Origin of the sequence: Phytohabitans maris (assembly GCF_031085175.1) — a bacterium.
In the GTDB taxonomy this organism is placed as follows: Bacteria; Actinomycetota; Actinomycetes; order Mycobacteriales; family Micromonosporaceae; genus Phytohabitans; species Phytohabitans maris.
On record NZ_JAVHUY010000003.1, the window covers coordinates 51,227 to 71,179 of the forward strand.

The window sequence follows — 19,953 nt, forward strand, 5'->3', positions numbered from 1 at the left end:
TCCCATCCGCGGAGGTGAGAACACCATGCAACACGACCACTTCATCGGTCAGATACAGGCACGGGCTCGCCTGTCCAGCCGCGGCGAGGCCGAGCGGGCCACCCGTTCGGTGCTGGAGACGCTGGGCGAGCGCATCCCGGAGGGCTTGGCGGACAACCTGGCGGCCCAGTTGCCGACCGAGGTCGGCGAGCACCTGCGCCGCACCGAGGTGTACGGCGGCTACGGCAGCGGCGAACGCTTCGACCGGGACGAGTTCGTGGCGCGGGTCTCCAGCAGGTCCGGCTTCGACGGGCCCCAGGCGGCGTTCGCGGCGCGGGCGGTGTGCGAGGTCGTCGACGAGGCCACCCAGGGCACGGTCATGGGCAAGGTCGTCGAGGCCCTGCCCGACGACGTGCAGTCCCTGGTCGTGGCCGGCAGCACCGGACAGATGCACGGCTGACCCGCACCGGTACGTGTCACCACGGTCGCCGCGGCGCTCCTCCGGCCGCGGCGACCGCCAGGATCAGGGCTTCACCGGCGGATCGGACGCCGGTGGGTCGGCGGGCGCCTGGTTCAGACGGTGTCCAGGTGGTCGACCAGCGCGGCCAGGAACTCGTCCGGCCGGTCCAGGTGCGGGGAGTGCGCCGCGTCCGCCAGCACCACCTCGCGGTACCGGCCACCGGCGTCCGCGTACCGGTCGAGCACCGCCCGGGTCTGCCCGACCATCGGCTGCGGCGGGCAGGTGTCCGCACCCGGCCAGCCCGGTACCGCGCCGATCGAGCCCAGGTAGGCCAGGTCGTACAGCGAGGTGTCGGAGACGATGACGTCATCGGCGCCGCGGATCCAGAGCACGGGCGGCTTGGGGTCCACCCCGGGCAGGCCGTCCAGCCGCAGGTGGGTCGGGGCCATCGTGTTGAGCACGCCCCGGTCGCCCGGCGCGATGCCCGGCCAGCTGTCGCTGGACCCGCCGGTACCCGGGTAGTTGTCGTCGCCGACCACAGTGGACAGCATCGACTCGACGTAGGCGTCGGTCAGGTCGGGTACCAGCGGCGGCTTGACGTAGTGCGCGAGCAGCACCTGGCGGGGCGAGAGCGGGGAGTCGTCGCCGCGGTCGCCGCGGGCCAGCCGGCTGACGAACTCCGGGTTGGCCGTGCCGCCGCCGGAGCCCGCCCCGTCCGGCGCGACCAGCTCGCCGTCGAGGCCGCGGGTGCCGCCGAAGCCGTACGGCGAGACGGGGTTGACCAGGGTCAGCGAGGCCACCCGGGCCGGCTGGTCGAGCAGGTACCGCATGACCACGCCACCGCCCATGCTCCAGCCCACCAGGTGCACCGGTGGCAGGTCGAGGGCCTCGACCAGCGCGGCCAGGTCGTCGGCGAAGTCGCCCAGCCCGCGGGTGGCGTCCACCGGCGCCGGGTCCGTGTCGCCGAAGCCGCGCAGGTCCAGCGCGAGCGGCCGGTACCGCTCGGGCAGCGCCAGCATGGTCGGCTGCCAGAACGGGCTGGACGAGACGTTGCCGTGCACGAACAGCACGGGCGGGCCGCTGCGGCCGTCGACTTCCAGGACGTTGACGGTCAGGCGCACGGTGGGTACCCGCTGGGCGGTGAGGCCGGGCAGCAATGTGGACATTCAGTGTGCTCCAGGGTCTGCGAGGGCGGCGGCGATCTCGGCGGCGCCCGGGTCGTCGAGGACGATGGTGTAGTGGTTGGTGCCGGGGACCGTGCGGAGCGGGATCCGGGCCGCGATCGCCTCCGGTTCGGGGTACAGGGGCGTCGGCTCGTCGAACATGCCGCGCTCGGCGCGGAGGAAGACGGCGGGACGGCGCAGCCGCCGCCACGCCCGCGCCGGCGCCTCGCCGGCACTCAGGTCGAGGTAGTCCTGCCGCATCGCCTCGGCCGAGACGCGGCTGCGCAGCTCGGGCTCCACCCCGGTCAGGTCGTAGTCCACATAGGACTCGATCGCGGCGGACCAGGTGCGGAACGCCGGATGCGCCCGCCAGAACTCGCGGTACGCGGCGCGGTCGGCGAACCGCATGGAGAGCCGCCGGGCGGCCGCCCCGAGCGCGACGTCCAGCTGCTCCTCCGGCGTACCTCCCGGCGGTGGCGGCAGCGGCGGGCCGCCGTCCACCAGCACCAGCCGGGTGACCCGGTCGGGGTACCGGTCGGCGAGCACCAGTGCCACGAACCCGCCCATCGAGTGTCCACAGACGACCGTGCTCGGCACGCCGAGCGCGTCCAGCACCGCCACGCAGTCCGCCGCGTGCCGCGCCAGGCCGTACGGCCCGGGCAGCTGCGCGCTGCCGCCCCGGCCGCGCAGGTCCACCGCGGCGAGCGTGCCGGCGCCGGCGAGCCGCTCGGCCACCACCGCCCAGGCCAGGTGGGACGCGGTGATGCCGTGCACGGCCAGGAGCACCGGACCGCCGTCGCCCCACAGCCCGACGGTCAGGTCACCGCCGTCGGCCGGGACCGAGATCCGGCGGTACCCGGTCACCGGGCGGTCCAGCCGCCGTCGAGCACCAGCGAGGTGCCGTTGACGAACGAGGCGGCGCCGGAGCAGAGGTACAGCACGGCCTCGGCGACCTCGGCCGGCTCGATCAGCCGCTTGATCGCCGGCTCGGTCAGCATGATCTTCTCCACCACCTCGGACTCCGGGATGCCGTGCGTGGCCGCCTGCGCCGCGATCTGGTTCTCCACCAGCGGCGTGCGCACGTACGCCGGGCAGACCGTGTTGGAGGTGACGCCGCGCGGGCCGCCCTCCAGCGCGAGCACCTTGGATAGCCCTTCCACGCCGTGCTTGGCCGTCACGTACGCGCTCTTGTACGCCGAGGCGCGCAGCCCGTGCACCGAGGAGATGTGCACGATCCGCCCCCAGCCCCGCTCGTACATGCCCGGCAGCAGCCGCCGGACGAGCAGGAACGGCGCCTCCACCATCAGCGTGAGCATGCGGTGGAACATCTCCGGCGGAAACTCCTCGACCGGCGCCACGTGCTGGACGCCCGCGTTGTTGACCAGGATGTCCGCGCAGACCTCCAGCTCGGCGAGGCGCGGCAGGTCGGTCAGGTCCACCACCCGCCCCTCGCTCGCCCCGCCGAGGTCGGCCGCGACGCCGTGTACCCGCTCGTCCCGGTCCACGAGCACCACCCGCGCGCCGGCCGCGGACAGGGCCCGGGCACACGCGGCCCCGATGCCGGACGCCGCCCCGGTCACCAGCGCGACCCGCCCGGAAAGATCAACCTGCGCCATGACCGGATCCTACGGCGGCGGCGGCCGACGAGGTGGAACACGGGGCCGAGCTGGCGGCTCCACCTCGGCCACCGCCGCCACGCCAGACCTGCCGGTACCGACGGCCCGGGGCTGGACGAACCTCAGGCGGGGCGGGCCGGTGCGGCGGTGCTGGCCAGCCGGGCGGTGACCTGGTCGATGTCGGGGTGGCCGAGCGCGGCCAGGATGGCGCCGGCCCGCTGCCAGCTGGTCCGGGCCGCGCCCGGGTCCAGCGGGAGCTGCGCGTCGCCGAGGTGGATCAGGGTGTCCGCCTCGTGGAAGCGGTCGCCCACGTCCCGGTACCCGGTGAGGGCGTGCTGGTAGCAGGCGATCGCGTCCGGGTGCTGCCCGAGCTGGAAGTGGGCGTACCCGATGCTGTGCCAGGCGTTGGCCTGGCCGCGCCGGTCGCGGGTCTTCTCGTGCAGCTCCAGCGCGAGCCGGCAGTGCGCGAGGGCGGCCGCGTACCGCGTCTCGTGCAGCGGTAGCGGGACGGTACGGGCCGCGCGGACGGCGTTGGCGATGACGACCACCTCGGCGAGCTCGTGCACGAGCACGACGGTGGCCAGGCCGAGCAGGCCGGTGGCGGCGAGCGGGATCAGCGTGCCGATGATGAGCAGGGACAGGCCGACGTTCTGCAGCATGATCCAGCGGGCCCGGCGGGCGTGGCCGAGCAGCTGCGGCAGGTGGCGCAGGTCTTCGCCCATGAGCGCGACGTCGGCGGTCTCGATGGCCACGTCGGTGCCCATCGCGCCCATGGCGATACCGACGTCGGCGGTGGCCAGCGCGGGCGCGTCGTTGATGCCGTCGCCGACCATCGCGATCCCGGCCCCGGCCGGGCGCAGCCGGGCCACGAGCGCGGCCTTGTCGGACGGGCGCAGGTCGGCGTGGACGGCGTCGATGCCCGCCTGGGCGGCGAGGGCGTGCGCGGTCCGCGGGTTGTCGCCGGTGAGCATCGCCACCGACACCCCGAGATCGCGCAGGGCGGCGACCGCGCCGGCGGCCTCGGGGCGCGGCTCGTCGCGGACCGCGAGGACGCCGAGCGGCCGGCCGGCCCGCTCGACCACGACCACCGTGGCGCCGGCCGCCTGCAGCCGCCGCACCTCGCCGTCCAGCCCGCCGGCGTCGACGAAGCCGGGGCGGCCCAGCCGCGCCGGTGTCCCGCCGACCGTTCCGGTGAGCCCGGAGCCGGCGACGGCCCGCACCTGCGCGGCGGGGGCCGGCCTGCCGACCTCGGCGAGGATCGCCCTGGCCAGGGGGTGCTCGCTGCGTGCCTCCAGCGCGGCGGCGACGCCCAACACCTCCTCCCGGCCGCTGCCGGCGGCGGGGACGACCTCGACCACGCGGGGCCGGTTGCGGGTCAGCGTGCCGGTCTTGTCCAGGGCGACCACCCGGACCCGGCCCAGCCGCTCCACCGCCAGGCCCCCCTTGACCAGCGCGCCGGTGCGGCTGGCCGCGCCGACCGCGGCGACGACGGTCAGCGGCACCGCGATCGCCAGCGCGCACGGCGACGCCGCGACCAGCACGATCAGCACCCGCTCCAGCCACACCCGCGGGTCGTCCAGCAGGCTCCCGGCCACCGCGATCACCGCGGCCAGCAGCATGATCCCGGGAACCAGCGGGCGGGCGATCCGGTCGGCCAGCCGCTGGCCGGCGCCCTTGCGCTCCTGCGCCTGCTCGACCTGGTGCACGATCCGGGCCAGGGAGCTGTCCGCCGCGACCGCGGTGACCCGCATCTCCACCACGCCGCCGCCGTTGATCGCCCCCGCGTGGACCGCGTCGCCGGGGCCGGCCTCGACCGGCATCGACTCGCCGGTGATCGCGGAGAGGTCGAGCACCGTGCCGCCGGAGCGCAGCACGCCGTCGGTCGCGGCCCGCTCCCCCGGTCGCAGCACCAGCACGTCGCCGACCCGCAACCGGCTCGGGTCGACTGCCAGCTCGACCCCGCCGCGCAGCACGGTCGCGGTGCGCGGCACCAGGTCGAGCAGGGCCCGCAGGCCGCGGCGGGTGCGGGCGACCGCGTACCCCTCCAGCCCTTCGGCGATCGAAAACAGCACGCCGAGCATCGCCGCCTCGCCGACCTTGCCAAGCACGACCGCGCCGACCGCGGCGATCGTCATCAGGGTGGCCACACCGATCCGGCCGCGCAGCAGCCGCCGCACCGCCCCCGGCACGAACGACGAGGCGCCCGCCCCGGCCGAGACGAGCTCCAGCACGGTCGCGGCGGTGCCGGCCCCGGCCCGGCCCACGGCCCATCCGGCGGCGAGCAGGAGCGCGGCGGCCGCGGCCAGCCGCAGCTCGCGGACCTGCCACCAGCGGCCCCGCTCCTGGTCGTGCCCGGCGTCCGCCGGCGGCTCGGCGGTGGTGGCCTCGTCGCCGCAGCAGTCGGCGCCCATCAGAGTCCCACCTCGACGTCCGCCCCGCCGGGCGGGCAGGCCGGGTCGACGGTGAGCACCAGGCTCAGCAGGTCGCCGAGCGCGTGCCCGAGCCGCTGGTCGGCCAGCTCGTAGCGGGTGCGCCGGCCCTGCGGCACCGCCACGACCAGGCCGCAGCCGCGCAGGCAGGCCAGGTGGTTGGAGACCGTCTGCCGGGACACGCCGAGCAGATCGGCCAGGTCGGCCGGATGGGCCGGGGCCTCACGGAGCGCGAGCAGCAGCCGCGCCCGGGTCGGATCCGACAGGGCGTGCCCGAACCGGGCCAGCACCTGCCCGTACGCGATCGTCTCCACCCGGGCACGGTACAGCGGATCCTGAATACAGCACAAGATGTACTGAACGCCTACGCGGCGGGAGCGGCGGCCACACCCCCCAGCGAGGCGGCGACGACCTTGTGCAGCTCCTTGCCGGACTCGCCGTTGGTCAGCACCACGCAGCCGGCGCCGGAGCCCAGCCGGATCGCGGTCATCGCGCGGTACCCCGGTGTCTCGCCGTTGTGGCCGACCTCCGGGTCCGGGCGGGTGTAGTCGACGACCGTGCCGAGGCCGTAGAAGCTGCCCGGGTGCGCCTCGGTCAGCATGACCCGCGCGGACGCCGCGGAGAGCAGCGCGGACTCGCCGTGCTGGGCGCGGCGTACCTCGACCGCGAGCTGGGCCAGGTCGCCGGCGGTGGACCAGAGGCCGCTGCCGGCCACGGCGGTACGCAGGCGGTAGCCGCCGGCCAGCGGGCGGCCCCGCTCGTCGTGCCCGGCGGCGTACGACACGGGGAGCTCGAAGCCGCTGTCGCGCATGCCGAACGGGTCGAGGACCAGCCGCCGGGCCAGGTCCGGGTACGGCTCGCCGGTCACGTCGGTCAGCAGCTGCTGGAGTACCGCCCACTGCCCGCCCGACTTGTGAAACCCGGTGCCCGGCTCGCGCGCCAGGCCGAGCCCGTCGAGCAGGTCGGCGAGGGGCGGCACCGGCTCGGTCGGGGCGTACCAGGCGGCGGGTGTGTCGGCGATTCCGGAGAGGTTGGCCAGGCAGTGCCGCAGCGTGGCCGTCCAGCCGCTGCCGGCGGGGGCGGCGAGCGGGCGGGCCAGGTACTCGTTGACGTCCCGGTCGAGGCCGAGCGTGCCGGCGTCCACCAGCCGCAGCACCATGAGCGCGGTGACGTGCTTGCTGATCGAGCCGGCCTGGAACGGGGTCCGCATGGTCACCGGCCGCCCGGTCGCCGCCGACCGGCTGCCGTACGTCTGTACCCCGGTGACCTCGCCGTCCTCGATGAGCGCGACGGCCGCGCCCGGTACCGCGTGCAGCTCCATGGCGACCGAGACGGCCCGCCGCAGTTCGAACGAGGTGTGCCGCGGGGGTACCGGCGCGGCGGCGGGTGCGTCGCCGCAGGCCACCGCCAGCTCCTCGATGGTCTCGTTGTCGAGCAGCATCCGCAGGGTGAGCGGCAGCCCGGCCTCGCGGGCGGCGGCGAGCACGTGCACGATCCGCATCGAATCGGCACCGAGGTCGGCGAGCCGGTCCCGCACCCCGACCTGGGCCACGCCGAGCACCCGTACGCAGACGTCGACCATGGTCTTCTCGGTGGGCGTGCGTGGCGGCACGTACTCCCGGTCGGCGACCAGCGCGCTCCGCTCCGGCGCGGGCAGCGCCCGGCGGTCCACCTTGCCGGCGGCGTTGAGCGGCAGCGCGTCGAGCACGACGAAGGCGGCCGGCACCATGTACGGCGGCAGCGCCTCGGCCAGGAAGTCGCGCAGCCGGCCCTGCTCGACCTGCTTGCCTTCGTGCCCGACCACGTACGCGGCCAGCCACTTCTCCCCCGCGCCGTCCTCCCGGGCGACGACGACCGCGTCGCGTACCTCGGGCTGGCGCAGCAGCCGCTCCTCGATCTCGCCGAGCTCGATCCGGTACCCGCGGATCTTCACCTGGTGGTCGGCGCGACCCAGGTACTCCAGCTCGCCGTCGGGGCGGAAGCGGACCAGGTCGCCGGTGCGGTACATGCGGCCGCCCGGGTTGGGGCCGTACGCCTCGGGCAGGAACCGCTCGGCGGTCAGGTCGGGGCGGCCGACGTACCCGCGGGCCACCCCGTCGCCGGCGATGAACAGCTCCCCCACGACGCCGACGGCGACCGGCTGGAGGTTGCCGTCGAGCACGTACACGCGGGTGTTGTGGATCGGCCGTCCGATGGGGACGGTCGTGACGTCGCCAGCGACGTCCCACCCGGTCGACCAGATCGTCGTCTCGGTGGGCCCGTAGAGGTCGACCAGGGTGGCGACCCGGCCGCGCAGGTCGCGGGCCAGGTTGGGCGGGCACGCCTCGCCGGTGGTGACCGCCACGACCGGCCGGTGGTCGAAGCCCGCCTCGATCAGCAGCTTCCACCCGGCCGGGGTGGCCTGCACGTGGGTGACCCCGTGCCGGTCGACGAGGCCGAGCATGGCCGCGCCGTCGCCGGCCTCCGCGTCGCCGGCCAGCACGACCCGGCCGCCGCTGACCAGCGGCAGGCAGAGCTCCGCGAGGGAGATGTCGAACGACAGCGAGGTCGCGGCGAGCCAGGCGTGCGCGGGTACTGCACGGAACCGCAGCCGCATGGAGAACAGGAGGTTGACCAGGGAGCGGTGGGTGACCTGCACGCCCTTGGGCCGGCCGGTGGAGCCGGAGGTGAAGAGCGTGTACGCGAGCGTGGCCTGGTCGCCGGTGACCGCGGGCGCGGTGGCCGGCCGGGCGGCGATCCGCTCGCGCTCCCGGTCGGTCCAGACGTACCCGCCGTCGTAGACGTCGGCCAGCCGCCCGGCGAGCCCGGTCTCGGTGACGACCGTCCGGGCGCCCGCGGTGGCGAGCATGTACCCGAGCCGCTCGGCGGGCAGGTCGGGGTCGAGCGGCAGGTAGGCGCCGCCCGCCTTCCAGACGCCGAGCAGGATCGCCAGGGTGTCCGGGCCGCGGCTGGCGAGCACGCCGACCGTCGACTCCGGACCGACCCCGGCGGCGCGCAGGTGGTGGGCCAGCCGGTTGGCCCGGGCGTCGAGCTCGCCGTAGCTGACCTGGACGCCGCCGGTCTGGACCGCGACCGCCTCCGGCTGCGCCGCCGCGACGGCGCCGATCACCTCGTGCACACACCTGCGCTCAGCCATCGCCTACCACTCCACCTCGGTGTCGTTCCAGTCCTGCAGGACCCGCGCCTTCTCGTGCTCGGACAGGTACGTGGCCCGGGCGTCGCCGTCCGGGTCGGCGGCCATCGCCTCCAGCACCGCCCGGTACATGCCGGCCAGCCGTTCCGCCGCGCCCCGGTCGAGGCCGGTGCTGATCGCCCGCAGCACCAGGTACCCGGGCTGGGTGGCGACCGTCATCGTGAACTCGTTGGTGCCCTCGCCGGCCCCGCCGCGGACGTCCACCCGGCCGGTGTCGACCTGGTGGAAGTCCTGGTAGCGGAACATGATGTCGAAGAGCCGGTGCCCGCCGGCCTGCCGCTGGATCGCCGGCAGCGGGTAGCGGCGGTGGGCGTACACCTCCGCCTCCCGGTCGAAGACCTGCCGCACGAGCTCCCGCCAGGTCTTCGCGGTGGCGGTGTCGTGGGCGAACGGCAGCGTGTTGAGGTACATGCCGTACACCCGCTCGGCGCCGGGCGCCTCGGGCCGGGCGCTGTAGAGCACGCCGGTGTGGAACGCCGGCTCGTTGGTGACCGAGCTGAGCACCTTGAGGTGCGCGGCGAGGAGCACCGCCTTGAACGAGGTGCCGGTCGCCGTGGCGAGCGCCCGCAGCGGCTCCTCGATGTCCCGGAAGACGATCGGGAGCTTGAGGTCCTCGCGCGCCCCGTCCGGCCCGGTGCCCCAGTCCGGCGGCAGCACGCAGGGCGCGAACCGGTCGACGACGCCCTGCCAGTAGCCCTTGTCCTCGGTGGACTCCAGCGCGGCCGCCTCGGCGGCGATGAAGTCGGCGTACCGGACGGCCGGTGTCTCGTACGGCTGGGGCGGCGCGCCCTCGGCGTACCGCCGGTAGAGGTCGAGCACCTCCATCAGCAGCGAGTGCTGGCTCCAGCCCTCGGTGATCGCATGGCAGTGGGTGAAGCCGAGCCGCCACGCCTCGCCGCTCTCCACCAGGGCGGAGACCCGCAGCAGCGGCGGCGCCGACAGGTCGAAGAGGTCGGCCCGCTCCCGGGCGATGTGCTCGCGCACCGCCCGTTCCACCCCTTCGGCGTCGAGCCCGCGCAGGTCGTGCACGGCGACCGGCAGCTCGGCGCAGGGGTGGACGAGCTGGAGCGGCACGCCGTACCGGTCGAGGTCGAACGAGGTCCGCAGCATCTCGTGCCGCTCGACCACCGTACGCGCCGCGGCCCGCAGGGCGTCCGGGTCGAACGGGCGCCCGTCCCGGACGAGGAACGTCGCCGAGTTGTGGTACCGGGCCGCCCGCTCGTCGGCGAGCATCTCGACCAGCATGCCGAGCTGCACCTGCGACAGCGGGTACGCGTCGACCACGTCCTCGGGGAGCCGCTCGCGGACGTCCGACCCGACGAGCGCGAACGGCGCGACCCCGGCCGCCGCTTCGAGGGCGTCCCCGCTGGAGAGCGCGGTCGCGAGCGCGGCGACGGTGCGGTGGGTGAAGACGTCCCGGACGCCGGCCTCGAAGCCCGCCGCCCGCAGCGCACCCACCAGCGCGATGGCCCGGATCGAGTGGCCACCGGCGTCGAAGAAGCTCTCCTCCACCGACACCCGCTCCACGCCGAGCACCTCGCACCAGATGGCCGCGATCCGCTCCTCGGCGGCGGTACGCGGCGCGACGTACGCCCGCTCGTCGGCGGCCCCGTCCGGGTCGGGCAGCGCCCGCCGGTCCACCTTGCCGTTGGCGTTCAACGGGATCCGCTCCACACCGACCACAGTGGAGGGCACCATGTACTCCGGCAACGTCCGTCCACAGTGATCCCGGACGTCGGTCGAGCCGACCACGTACGCGACGATCCGCTGCTCGTGCGCGATCACGGCCGCGTCCCGCACGTCCGGGTGGTCCAGCAGCACCGCGCGGATCTCGCCCAGCTCCACCCGGTACCCGCGGATCTTGACCTGGTCGTCGATCCGGCCGAGGAACTCGATGTCGCCCTCCTGCGACCAGCGGACGAGGTCTCCGGTGCGGTAGAGGCGGCCGCCGACCGAGCCGAACGGGTCGGGCAGGAACCGCTCGGCGGTCAGCTCGGGCCGGTTGACGTAGCCGCGGGCCACGCCGGTGCCGCCGACGTACAGCTCGCCGACCACGCCGGCGGGGACCGGGCGCAGGTGGCGGTCGAGCACGAACATCGTCATGTTGGGCAGCGGGCGGCCGATCGGCACCACGTCCGCCCCCTGCGGCCCGGCGACCGGGAAGACGCAGGTGCCGACGGATGCCTCGGTCGGCCCGTACTCGTTGACCAGGTTGCCGTCGCCCAGGACCTGGCGCCACTTCTCCGCCACCGGGCCGGGCAACGCCTCACCCGCCACCACGATCACCGGCGCGTACCCCGCCGACGGTTCGAGGATCTCCAGATGCCCCGGCGTCAGCTTGACGAAGCTGAACGGCGCCGCCGCCGCCAACTCGCCCGACAGCGTGTCCAGTTCGGACGACGGCGGCAGCAGCCAGAGCCGCTGGCCGGACACCAGCGGCGCCCACAGGTTCGGCACCACCAGATCGAACGCCACCGACGAGAACAGCGGCGCACCACCCGAACCACGCGAGGCGAGCACCTCCGCCGCCCACTGCACATGATTCGACAAACCCCGGTGCGTCACCGCCACACCCTTCGGCCGCCCCGTCGAACCGGACGTGAAGATGACATACGCGAGACGGTCCAGGTCGTCCACCCGCTCGGGCGCGGTGTCCGGCTCACCGGCGGCAGCGACGGCGAGCACCGTCTGCACCGCGAACCGGTCCACATAGGACTCCTGGGTGACCGCGACCCGCACGCCCGCGTCGGCCATCATGGCGGCGATCCGGTCGGCCGGGAAGGCCGGGTCCAGCGGCACGTACGCGCCGCCCGCCTTCCACACCGCGAGCATCGCGACGACCAGATCGGCGCCCCGGTCGAGCAGCACCGCCACGAGCGACTCCGGCCGCACACCGCGCCCGCGCAGGTGGTGGGCAAGCCGGTTGGCGCGGGCGTCGAGGTCGGCGTACGTGACCCGGGTGCCGCCCACCTCCACCGCCAGGGCACCGGGCGACGTGGCCGCCCGCTCCTCCACGAGTTCCAGCACCGAGCGGCCGACCGTGGCGCCCGGGTTGTGGCTCCACTCCATCAGCAGCCGGTCCCGCTCGGCGCCCGGCAGGTACGCCTCCCGCGCGTCGCCGTCGAGGTCGGCCGCGATCGCCTCCAGGACCGCCCGGTACATCCGGCCGATCCGCTCGGCGTTGCCCGGGCTGAGCGCGTGCGTGTCGACGGTGAGCACCAGGCCGCTGGCCCGGGCGGCGACCGCGAGCCCGAACTCGGTGGCCCCCTCGCCCACGCCGGACTCGGCGTCGACCACATCGGTGTCCACCTGGGCCTGCTGCAGGTCGAGGTAGCTGAAGCGGACGTCGAGCAAACGGGCGCCGTCGCCGAGGTCGCGCTGGATCACCGGCATCGGGAACCGCCGGTGCGGCCAGAGCTCGCCCTCCCGGTCGTACGCCTGCCGGACCGCCGCGCGCCAGGTCGTGGCGGTGCCGTCGTACGCGAACGGGAGCGTGTTGAGGTACATGCCGTACACCCGCTCGGCACCGGCCACCTCGGGTCGGCCGCTGCACACCAGGCCGGTGTAGAACGCCGGCTCGTCGGTGAGCTGGCTCATCACCTTCAGGTGCGCGGCGTGCAGCACCGCCTTCAGCGACGCGCCGGCCTCGCTCGCCCGGGCCCGCAACGTGCCGCTCAGGTCGGCGAGGGGGACGGTCACCGTGTACGCCCGGCGTGGCGTGTCGCCGTCGTCGCCCCAGCCGGCGGGGAGGTGGAACCGGGCGTACCGGTCCACGACGCCCTGCCAGTACCCGCGGTCCTCGGTGGACTCGACCGCGGCGATCTCGGCGGCGACGAAGTCCGCGTACCGCAGCGCGGGGACCTCCCGCACCGGCGCCGCACCGCCGCCGCGCACGCCGAGGTACGCCTCGACGAGCTCCATCAGCAGCGAACGGTGGCTCCACCCCTCGGTGATCGGGTGGCAGACGCTGACCGACATCCACCACGCCTTGTCGCTCTCCACGTGCGCGGCGACCCGCAGCAGCGGCGCCCTGGTGAGGTCGAAGAGCGTGGCCCGTTCCCGCGCGGTGAAGTCGCGGATCGCCTGGCGCAGCCCGTCGGCGTCGAGGCCGCGCAGGTCGCGTACCTCGACCGGGATCGTGGCGGTGCGGTGGACGAGCTGCATCGGCACACTCAGCCCGTCCAGGTCGAAGGAGGTCCGGAGCATCTCGTGCCGGGCGACGACCTCGGCCGCCGCCGCGCGCAGGGCCGCCACGTCGAACGGGCGGCCGTCGCGGATCCGGAACGTGGTGGTGTTGTGGTACTTGTTCACGCTGTCGTCGGCCAGCATCTCGACGAGCATGCCGAGCTGCACCTGGGCCAGCGGATACGCGTCGACGAGCCCGTCCGGCAGGGCGGCCCGGTCGGCGGCGTCGATCAGCGCGAACGGCGCCACCAGCTCCTCGTCCTCGGCGGCGCCCGTGACGGGGAGCGCGGCGGCGAGGGCGGCGACGGTGCGGTGGGTGAAGACGTCCCGGACACCGGCCTCGAAGCCCGCCGCCCGCAGGGCGCCCACCAGCGCGATGGCCCGGATCGAGTGGCCGCCCGCGTCGAAGAAGCTCTCCTCCACCGACACCCGTTCGAGGCCGAGCACCTGGCACCAGAGCGCGGCGATCCGCTCCTCGGCCGGGTCGCGTGGCGCGACGTACGCCCGCTCGTCGGCGGCACCCTCCGGGTCGGGCAGCGCCCGCCGGTCGACCTTGCCGTTGGCGTTCAACGGGATCCGCTCCACACCGACCACGGTGGAGGGCACCATGTACTCCGGCAACGTCCGTCCACAGTGCGCCTTCACATCCGTGGAACCGACCACGTACGCGACGATCCGGTCACCGTGCACCACCACGGCCGCGTCCCGCACGTCCGGGTGGTCCAGCAGCACCGCGCGGATCTCGCCCAGCTCCACCCGGTACCCACGGATCTTCACCTGGTCGTCGATCCGGCCGAGGAACTCGATGTTGCCGTCGGCGGACCAGCGCACCAGGTCGCCGGTGCGGTACATCCGGGCGCCCGGCGACCACGGGTCGGGCAGGAACTTCTCCGCGGTGAGGTCGGGCCGGTTGACGTACCCGCGCGCGACGCCGGTGCCGCCCACGTACAGCTCGCCGGCGACCCCGACCGGGACCGGCTGGAGGTCGGCGTCGAGGACGCGCATGGTCATGTTGGGCAGCGGGCGCCCGATCGGCACCACGTCCGCCCCCTGCGGCCCGGAGACCGGGAAGATACAGGTACCGACGGAGGCCTCGGTCGGCCCGTACTCGTTGACCAGGTTGCCGTCACCCAGGACCGCGCGCCACTTGTCCGCTACCGGGCCGGGCAGGGCCTCACCGGCGACGACCATGACCGGTGCGTAGTCCGGCGACGGTTCGAGGATCTCCAGGTGGCCGGGGGTCAGCTTGACGAAGCTGAACGGGGCCGCGTCCCGCAGTGCCGCCGACAGCGCGTCGAGCTCGACGTCCGGCGGCAGCATCCACAGCCGCTGCCCGGACACCAGCGGCGCCCACAGGTTCGGCACCACCAGGTCGAACGCCACCGACGAGAACAGCGGCGCGCCGCCGGTGCCGCGCGAGGCGAGCACCTCGGCCGCCCACTGCACGTGGTTGGTCAGGCCGCGGTGGCTGATCGCCACCCCCTTCGGCCGCCCCGTCGAACCGGACGTGAAGATGGCGTAGGCGAGGCGGTCCGGGTCGTCGTCGCGGGCCGGTGCGGTCGAGGGGGCGCGGGCGATGAGCCGGCGGTCCCGGTCCACCACGACCACCTCGCCGGTGAACCGGTCGGCGAACGCCTCCTGGGTGACGACCGCCCGCGCGCCGGCGTCGGCCATCATGGCGGCGATCCGGTCGGCCGGGAAGGCCGGGTCCAGCGGCACGTACGCCGCCCCCGCCTTCCAGACGCCGAGCAGGGCGGCGGGCAGGTCGAGGCCCCGCTCCAGCAGCACGCCGACCAGGGCCTCCGGCCCGACGCCGCGGCCGCGCAGGTGGTGCGCGTACCGGTTGGCGCGGGCGTCCAGCTGCTCGTACGTCAGCTCGGTGTCGCCGCAGCGCACCGCGGTCGCGGCCGGGGTGGCGGCGGCCTGCCGTTCGAAGAGCGCCAGCACCGAGGCGTCCGCGAACCCGGCGGCCGAGTCGTTCCAGTCGGCGACCACCCGGCGCAGCTCGCCGTCCGGCAGGTACGCCGCCGCGGCGTCGCCGTCCGGGTCGGCCGCCATCGCCTCCAGGACCGCGCGGTACATGGCCGCGACCCGGTCCACATTGGAGCGGCTGAGGAAGTGGTTGTTGGCGGTCAGCACGCAGAAGCCGGCCCGGGTGGAGACGCCGAGCGGAAACTCGGTCGGGCTGTCGTCGATCGTCGCGGCGTAGTCGACCACGTCCGCGTCGACCTGGCGGAAGTCCTGGTAGCTGAAGCGGACGTCGACGAGGCGCTCGCCGCCGCCGAACTCGCGCTGCATCGCGGCGAGCGGGAACCGGCGGTGCGGCCAGACCTCGATCTCCCGGGCGAAGACCCGCCGGACCAGGTCCCGCCAGGTGCGGGCGCCGCGGTCGAAGCCGAACGGGAGCGGGTTGAGGTAGACGCCGGCGACCTTGTCCGCGCCGGTCACCTCCGGCCGGGCGTTGGTGACGAGTCCGGTGTGGAAGGTGGGCTCGTCGGTGAGCTGGCTCATCACCTTGAGGTGGGCGGCGTGCAGCACCGCCTTGATGGGCACCTCGGCGGTGGAGGCCAGGGCGCGCAGCCGCTGCTCCAGGTCCCGGTACGGCACCCAGGCCTTGTGCACGCCGCGCGGGGTGGCCGGGTCGTCGCCCCAGCCGGCCGGGAGGGTGAACTTCGCGTACCGCTCGACCGTCCCGCGCCAGTGCGCCCGGTCCGCCTCGTCGTCCAATGCGGACAGTTCGGCGGCGACGAAGTCGGCGTACCGCACGGCGGCCGGCGCGGCGGGCTCCGGCTCCCGCCCGTCCCGGTACGCCTTGTAGGCGCCGACCAGCTCCATCAGCAGCGAGTGGTGGCTCCAGCCTTCGAGGACCGCGTGGCACTCGGTGAGCGTCAGCCACCAGCCGTCGTCGCTGGCGTGCGCGTGGAAGCGGACCAGCGGCGGCCGGGACAGGTCGAAGAGCTGGGCCCGTTCGGCGGCCATGAACGCGCGCAGCGACCGCTCCAGCTCCGCGCCGGCGAGGCCGGGCAGCTCCCGGTGGCCGACGGCGGGCTCGGCGGTGCCGTGCACGAGCTGCAGCGGTGTGGAGTACGTGTCCAGCGCGAACGAGGTCCGCAGCACCTCGTGCCGCTGCACGACGAGCCGGGCCGCGCGGGCGAACGCCGGCGGCGAGAACGGCTCGCCGTCGACGATCCGGAAGCAGGTCGAGTTGTGGTAGTGGTGCCGGCCGTCGTCGGCGAGCATCTCCACGACCATGCCGAGCTGCACCTGGGCCAGCGGGTACGCGTCCACCACGCCGCCGGGCAGCGCGGCCCGGTCCGCGGCGGAGACGAGCGCGAACGGCTGGACGCCGGGCGCCGGCGCCGCGGCGGCCGGTGCGGCCCCGGCCAGGAAGGAGGTCAGCTGGGCCACGGTGCGGTGCGCGAAGACGTCCCGTACCGCCACGTCGTAGCCGGCCTCGCGGAGGGCACCGACCAGCGCCACCGCCCGGATCGAGTCGCCGCCGAGGTCGAAGAAGCCGTCGTCCACGCCGACCCGGTCGACGCCGATCACCTGCCGCCAGACCGCGGCCATCCGCTCCTCTTCGGGCGTGCGCGGGGCCACGTAGTCCCGCTCCGCGGAGAGCGCGGCACGGTCCACACTGGGCAGTGCGGCCCGGTCGAGCTTGCCGTTGGCGGTCAGCGGGATCTTCCCCAGCGGCACGAACGCCGACGGGATCATGTACTCGGGCAGCGTGCGGGCCAGCAGGGCGCGCAGCTCCCCCGGCGACGGTACGGCGTCCCGGGCCGGCACCGCGTAGCCGACCAGCCGCCGGTCGCCGGGCTGGTCCTCGCGGACCACCACGACCGCGTCCCGCACCTGCGGATGGGCGGTCATCGCCGCCTCGATCTCGCCGAGCTCGATCCGGAACCCGCGGATCTTCACCTGGTGGTCGATCCGGCCGAGGAACGACAGGCTCCCGTCCGGCTCGCGGCGGGCCAGGTCGCCGCTGCGGTACAGGCGGGCGCCGGGCGGGCCGAACGGGTCGGGCACGAACCGCTCGGCGGTCAGCTCCGGCCGGTTGAGGTAGCCGCGGGCAACCCCCGGACCGCCGACGTGGATCTCGCCGGGGACCCCGATCGGGGCCACGTTGCCGTCCGCGTCGAGCAGGTAGACCTGCAGGTCGCGCAGCGGGTGCCCGACCGGGTTGGGGGCGCCGGGCGCCAGGTCGGCGGCGACCAGCCGGTAGTAGGTGGTGTGCACCGTGGTCTCGGTGATGCCGTACATGTTGAGCAGCAGGGTGCGGTCCAGGTCGCGGCGGGCGGCCCAGGGGGCGAGCTCCGGCACCTCCAGCTTCTCGCCGGCGAAGACCACGGCCCGCAGGGCGAGGCGGTCGATCCGCTGGTCGCCCTCCGCCGCCAGGGCCACGAGACCGCGGAACGCCGACGGGGTCTGGTTGAGCACGGTGACCCGGTGCGCGACGAGCAGGTCGAGGAAGTCCTCGGGCGAGCGGGTCACCGCCTGCGGCACCACGACCAGCTTGCCGCCGTAGAGCAGCGAGCCCCACAGCTCCCAGACGGAGACGTCGAAGGCGTACGAGTGGAACAGCGGCCAGACGTCCGTGTCGCCGAACGCGTAGTGCTCCTCGGCGGTGGTGAGCAGCCGCAGCACGTTGCCGTGGGTGAGGCAGACGCCCTTGGGGCGGCCGGTCGAGCCGGAGGTGTAGATGACGTAGACGAGGTTGTCCGGTGTGGACACCGGGGTGGGGTTGGTGTCCGGGCGGGCGGCGAGGGCGGCGGCGTCCTCCGCGCCGTCCAGCACGACGAACCGTCCGGAGTGGATGGTGCCGAGCTTCCCGGTGTGCGCGGCGGTGGTGACCACGACCGGTGCGGCGGTGTCGGCGAGCATGAAGGCGAGCCGGTCCGCCGGGTACGCCGGGTCCAGCGGGAGGTACGCGGCGCCGGACTTGAGCACGCCGAGCAGCGTGGGCACGAGGTCGATGCCGCGGTCCAGCGAGACGCCGACCAGCGTCTCCGGGCCGGCGCCCAGCTCGCGCAGGTGGTGGGCGAGGCGGTTGGCGCGCGCGTTGAGCTCGGCGTAGGTGAGGCTCTGGTCGCCGAAGACCACCGCGACCGAGTCGGGGCAGGTGGCCGCGCGCCGCTCGAACGCCTCGTGCACGCAGGCGTCCGGCGGGGTGAGGAACTGCACGGGGGGCGCGACGAGGGCCAGCTCGCCCGCGTCCAGCATCACGTGCCGCGACAGCGGCCGGTCCGGTGCGGCCGTGGCCCGGTCGAGCAACCGGACCAGGTGCCAGGTCATCCGCTCCACCGTGGAGCGGTCGAAGAGCGCCGTGACGTACTCCAGGGTGCCGCGCAGCGTACCGTCGGCGGCCTCCTCCACCTGAAGGGTCAGGTCGAAGCGGGCCACCCGGGACGGCGCGGTGAGCGCCTCGACCGCCAGCCCGGGCAGGTCGAAGCCGGCGGCGCGCTCCTCGTGCATGGTGAACGCGGCCTGGAACAGCGGCGTGCGGGACATGTCCCGCTGCGGCTGGAGCTCGTCGACCAGCCGGGCGAACGGCACCTCCTGGTGGTCGAAGGCGGCCAGCACGGTCTCCCGGGTGCGCCCGAGCAGCTCGGCGAACGAGGGGTCGCCCTCGGCCCGCCCGCGCATGACGAGGCTGTTGACGCCGTACCCGATGAGGCGCTGCACCTCCGGTCGCGTGCGCCCGGAGACGACCGTGCCCACCGGCACGTCGGTGCGGCCGGTGTACCGGCCGAGCAGCACCTGGTAGCCGGCGAGCAGCGTCATGAACAGCGTGGTGCCGTGCTCGGCGCTCACCTTGCGCAGCCGCTCGGTCAGCGCGGCCGGGAACGCGAACGGCACCGCGTCCCCTTCCCAGCTGCGGGTGGCCGGGCGGGGACGGTCGGTCGGCAGGTCCAGCGGCGGTACGCCGTCCAGCTCACCCCGCCAGTAGTCCAGGTGCCGCCGGAGCACGTCGCCGGTGAGGTGCGCGCGCTCCCAGGCGGCGTAGTCGGCGTACTGCACCGGCAGCGGGGCGAGGGGGGCGCCGGTGCCGGCGTAGAGGGCGCCCAGCTCCTCCGCGAAGACCCGCACCGACCAGGCGTCGCAGGCCACGTGGTGGAAGACCACGACCAGGATGTGGTCGTCGGCGGCGAGGCGCAGCAGGCTCGCCCGCACCGGGTGCTCCTGCGCCAGGTCGAACGGCTCGCCCGGCGCGGCCGCCGCCAGCTCGGCCGCGCGCCGCTCACGCTCCACTGTGGGCAGTGCGGTGAGGTCCTCGACGGGCAGGGCGAACGGCGCCGGCGGGTCGATCACCTGCACCGGCTCGGCGCCGTCCAGCGCGTACCGGGTGCGCAGGATCTCGTGCCGGGCGACCACGCCGTCGAACGCCCGGCGCAGCGCCGCCACGTCGAGCGGGCCGCGCAGCCGCAGGGCGACCGGGACCGCGTACTCCCAGCTCTCCGGCTCCAGCCGGCTGAGGAACCACATCTGCTGCTGCCCGTACGACAGCGGCAGCGGGCCGCCGCGCTCCACCGGCGCCAGGCGGGCGCCCTTCCCGGCGCGTCCGGCTCCCCCGGCGAGCCGGGCGCGGATCAGCTCCTCGCGGAGCGCGTCCGCACGCTCGGTCGTCTGCACTCCACGCGTGCTCATCGCTTCCCGTCCTCCGTCGCGTTCGTGGGCTGGCGGTGCGGCGGTCAGGCCGCCTGCTCCATCCGGCGCCGCAGGCTCAGCGGGCGCATGTCGGTCCACACCTCGGCGATCCGCGCGAGGCACTCCTGCTTGGTCCCCTCGGTACCCTCGGCGCGCCAGCCGGCGGGAAGCTCGCGGTCGGCCGCCCAGATCGAGTACTGCTCCTCGTCGTTGACGACCACGCGGTAGGTGAGCTCATCAGTCATGCGGTGAGCATCGCGGGGGGCGCTATATCTGCCCT

9 protein-coding genes are annotated in these 19,953 nt (G+C 74.8%); 1 reads left to right on the top strand and 8 read right to left on the bottom strand.

The features are described from left to right. Window positions 1-25: 25 nt before the first annotated feature. Window positions 26-439 carry a DUF2267 domain-containing protein gene (locus RB614_RS03610; RefSeq protein WP_308710878.1) on the top strand — a complete coding sequence of 138 codons (414 nt, stop codon included), beginning with the start codon at window positions 26-28 and terminating at the stop codon, window positions 437-439. A gap of 113 nt (window positions 440-552) precedes the next feature. On the opposite strand, the gene RB614_RS03615 is transcribed toward RB614_RS03610, so the two are convergent. The 8 genes from RB614_RS03615 to RB614_RS03650 form a co-directional block, all read right to left on the bottom strand. Further along, complete coding sequence (locus RB614_RS03615; protein WP_308710879.1) at window positions 553-1,605, bottom strand: alpha/beta fold hydrolase; 1,053 nt, start codon at window positions 1,603-1,605, stop codon at window positions 553-555. Then, window positions 1,606-2,466, bottom strand: coding sequence for an alpha/beta fold hydrolase (locus tag RB614_RS03620; RefSeq protein WP_308710880.1), 861 nt, complete (start codon window positions 2,464-2,466; stop codon window positions 1,606-1,608). Further along, window positions 2,463-3,218, bottom strand: a complete 756-nt coding sequence (locus RB614_RS03625) for a 3-hydroxybutyrate dehydrogenase (RefSeq protein ID WP_308710881.1) — start codon at window positions 3,216-3,218, stop codon at window positions 2,463-2,465. Before RB614_RS03625 ends, RB614_RS03620 begins: the two co-directional genes overlap by 4 nt. A 122-nt stretch (window positions 3,219-3,340) precedes the next feature. Next, window positions 3,341-5,629 (bottom strand): heavy metal translocating P-type ATPase, encoded by a 2,289-nt coding sequence (locus tag RB614_RS03630; protein ID WP_308710882.1) that lies wholly within the window; start codon window positions 5,627-5,629, stop codon window positions 3,341-3,343. Next, window positions 5,629-5,961, bottom strand: coding sequence for an ArsR/SmtB family transcription factor (locus RB614_RS03635; RefSeq protein ID WP_308710883.1), 333 nt, complete (start codon window positions 5,959-5,961; stop codon window positions 5,629-5,631). Before RB614_RS03635 ends, RB614_RS03630 begins: the two co-directional genes overlap by 1 nt. Before the next feature lie 50 nt (window positions 5,962-6,011). Further along, window positions 6,012-8,783 (bottom strand): non-ribosomal peptide synthetase, encoded by a 2,772-nt coding sequence (locus tag RB614_RS03640; RefSeq protein WP_308710884.1) that lies wholly within the window; start codon window positions 8,781-8,783, stop codon window positions 6,012-6,014. A 3-nt stretch (window positions 8,784-8,786) separates the two neighbouring features. Further along, window positions 8,787-19,673 (bottom strand): non-ribosomal peptide synthetase, encoded by a 10,887-nt coding sequence (locus RB614_RS03645; RefSeq protein ID WP_308710885.1) that lies wholly within the window; start codon window positions 19,671-19,673, stop codon window positions 8,787-8,789. Window positions 19,674-19,717: 44 nt separating this feature from the next. Continuing rightward, on the bottom strand, window positions 19,718-19,918 hold the full coding sequence (locus RB614_RS03650) for an MbtH family protein (RefSeq protein ID WP_308710886.1): 201 nt from the start codon (window positions 19,916-19,918) through the stop codon (window positions 19,718-19,720). Window positions 19,919-19,953: the final 35 nt, after the last annotated feature.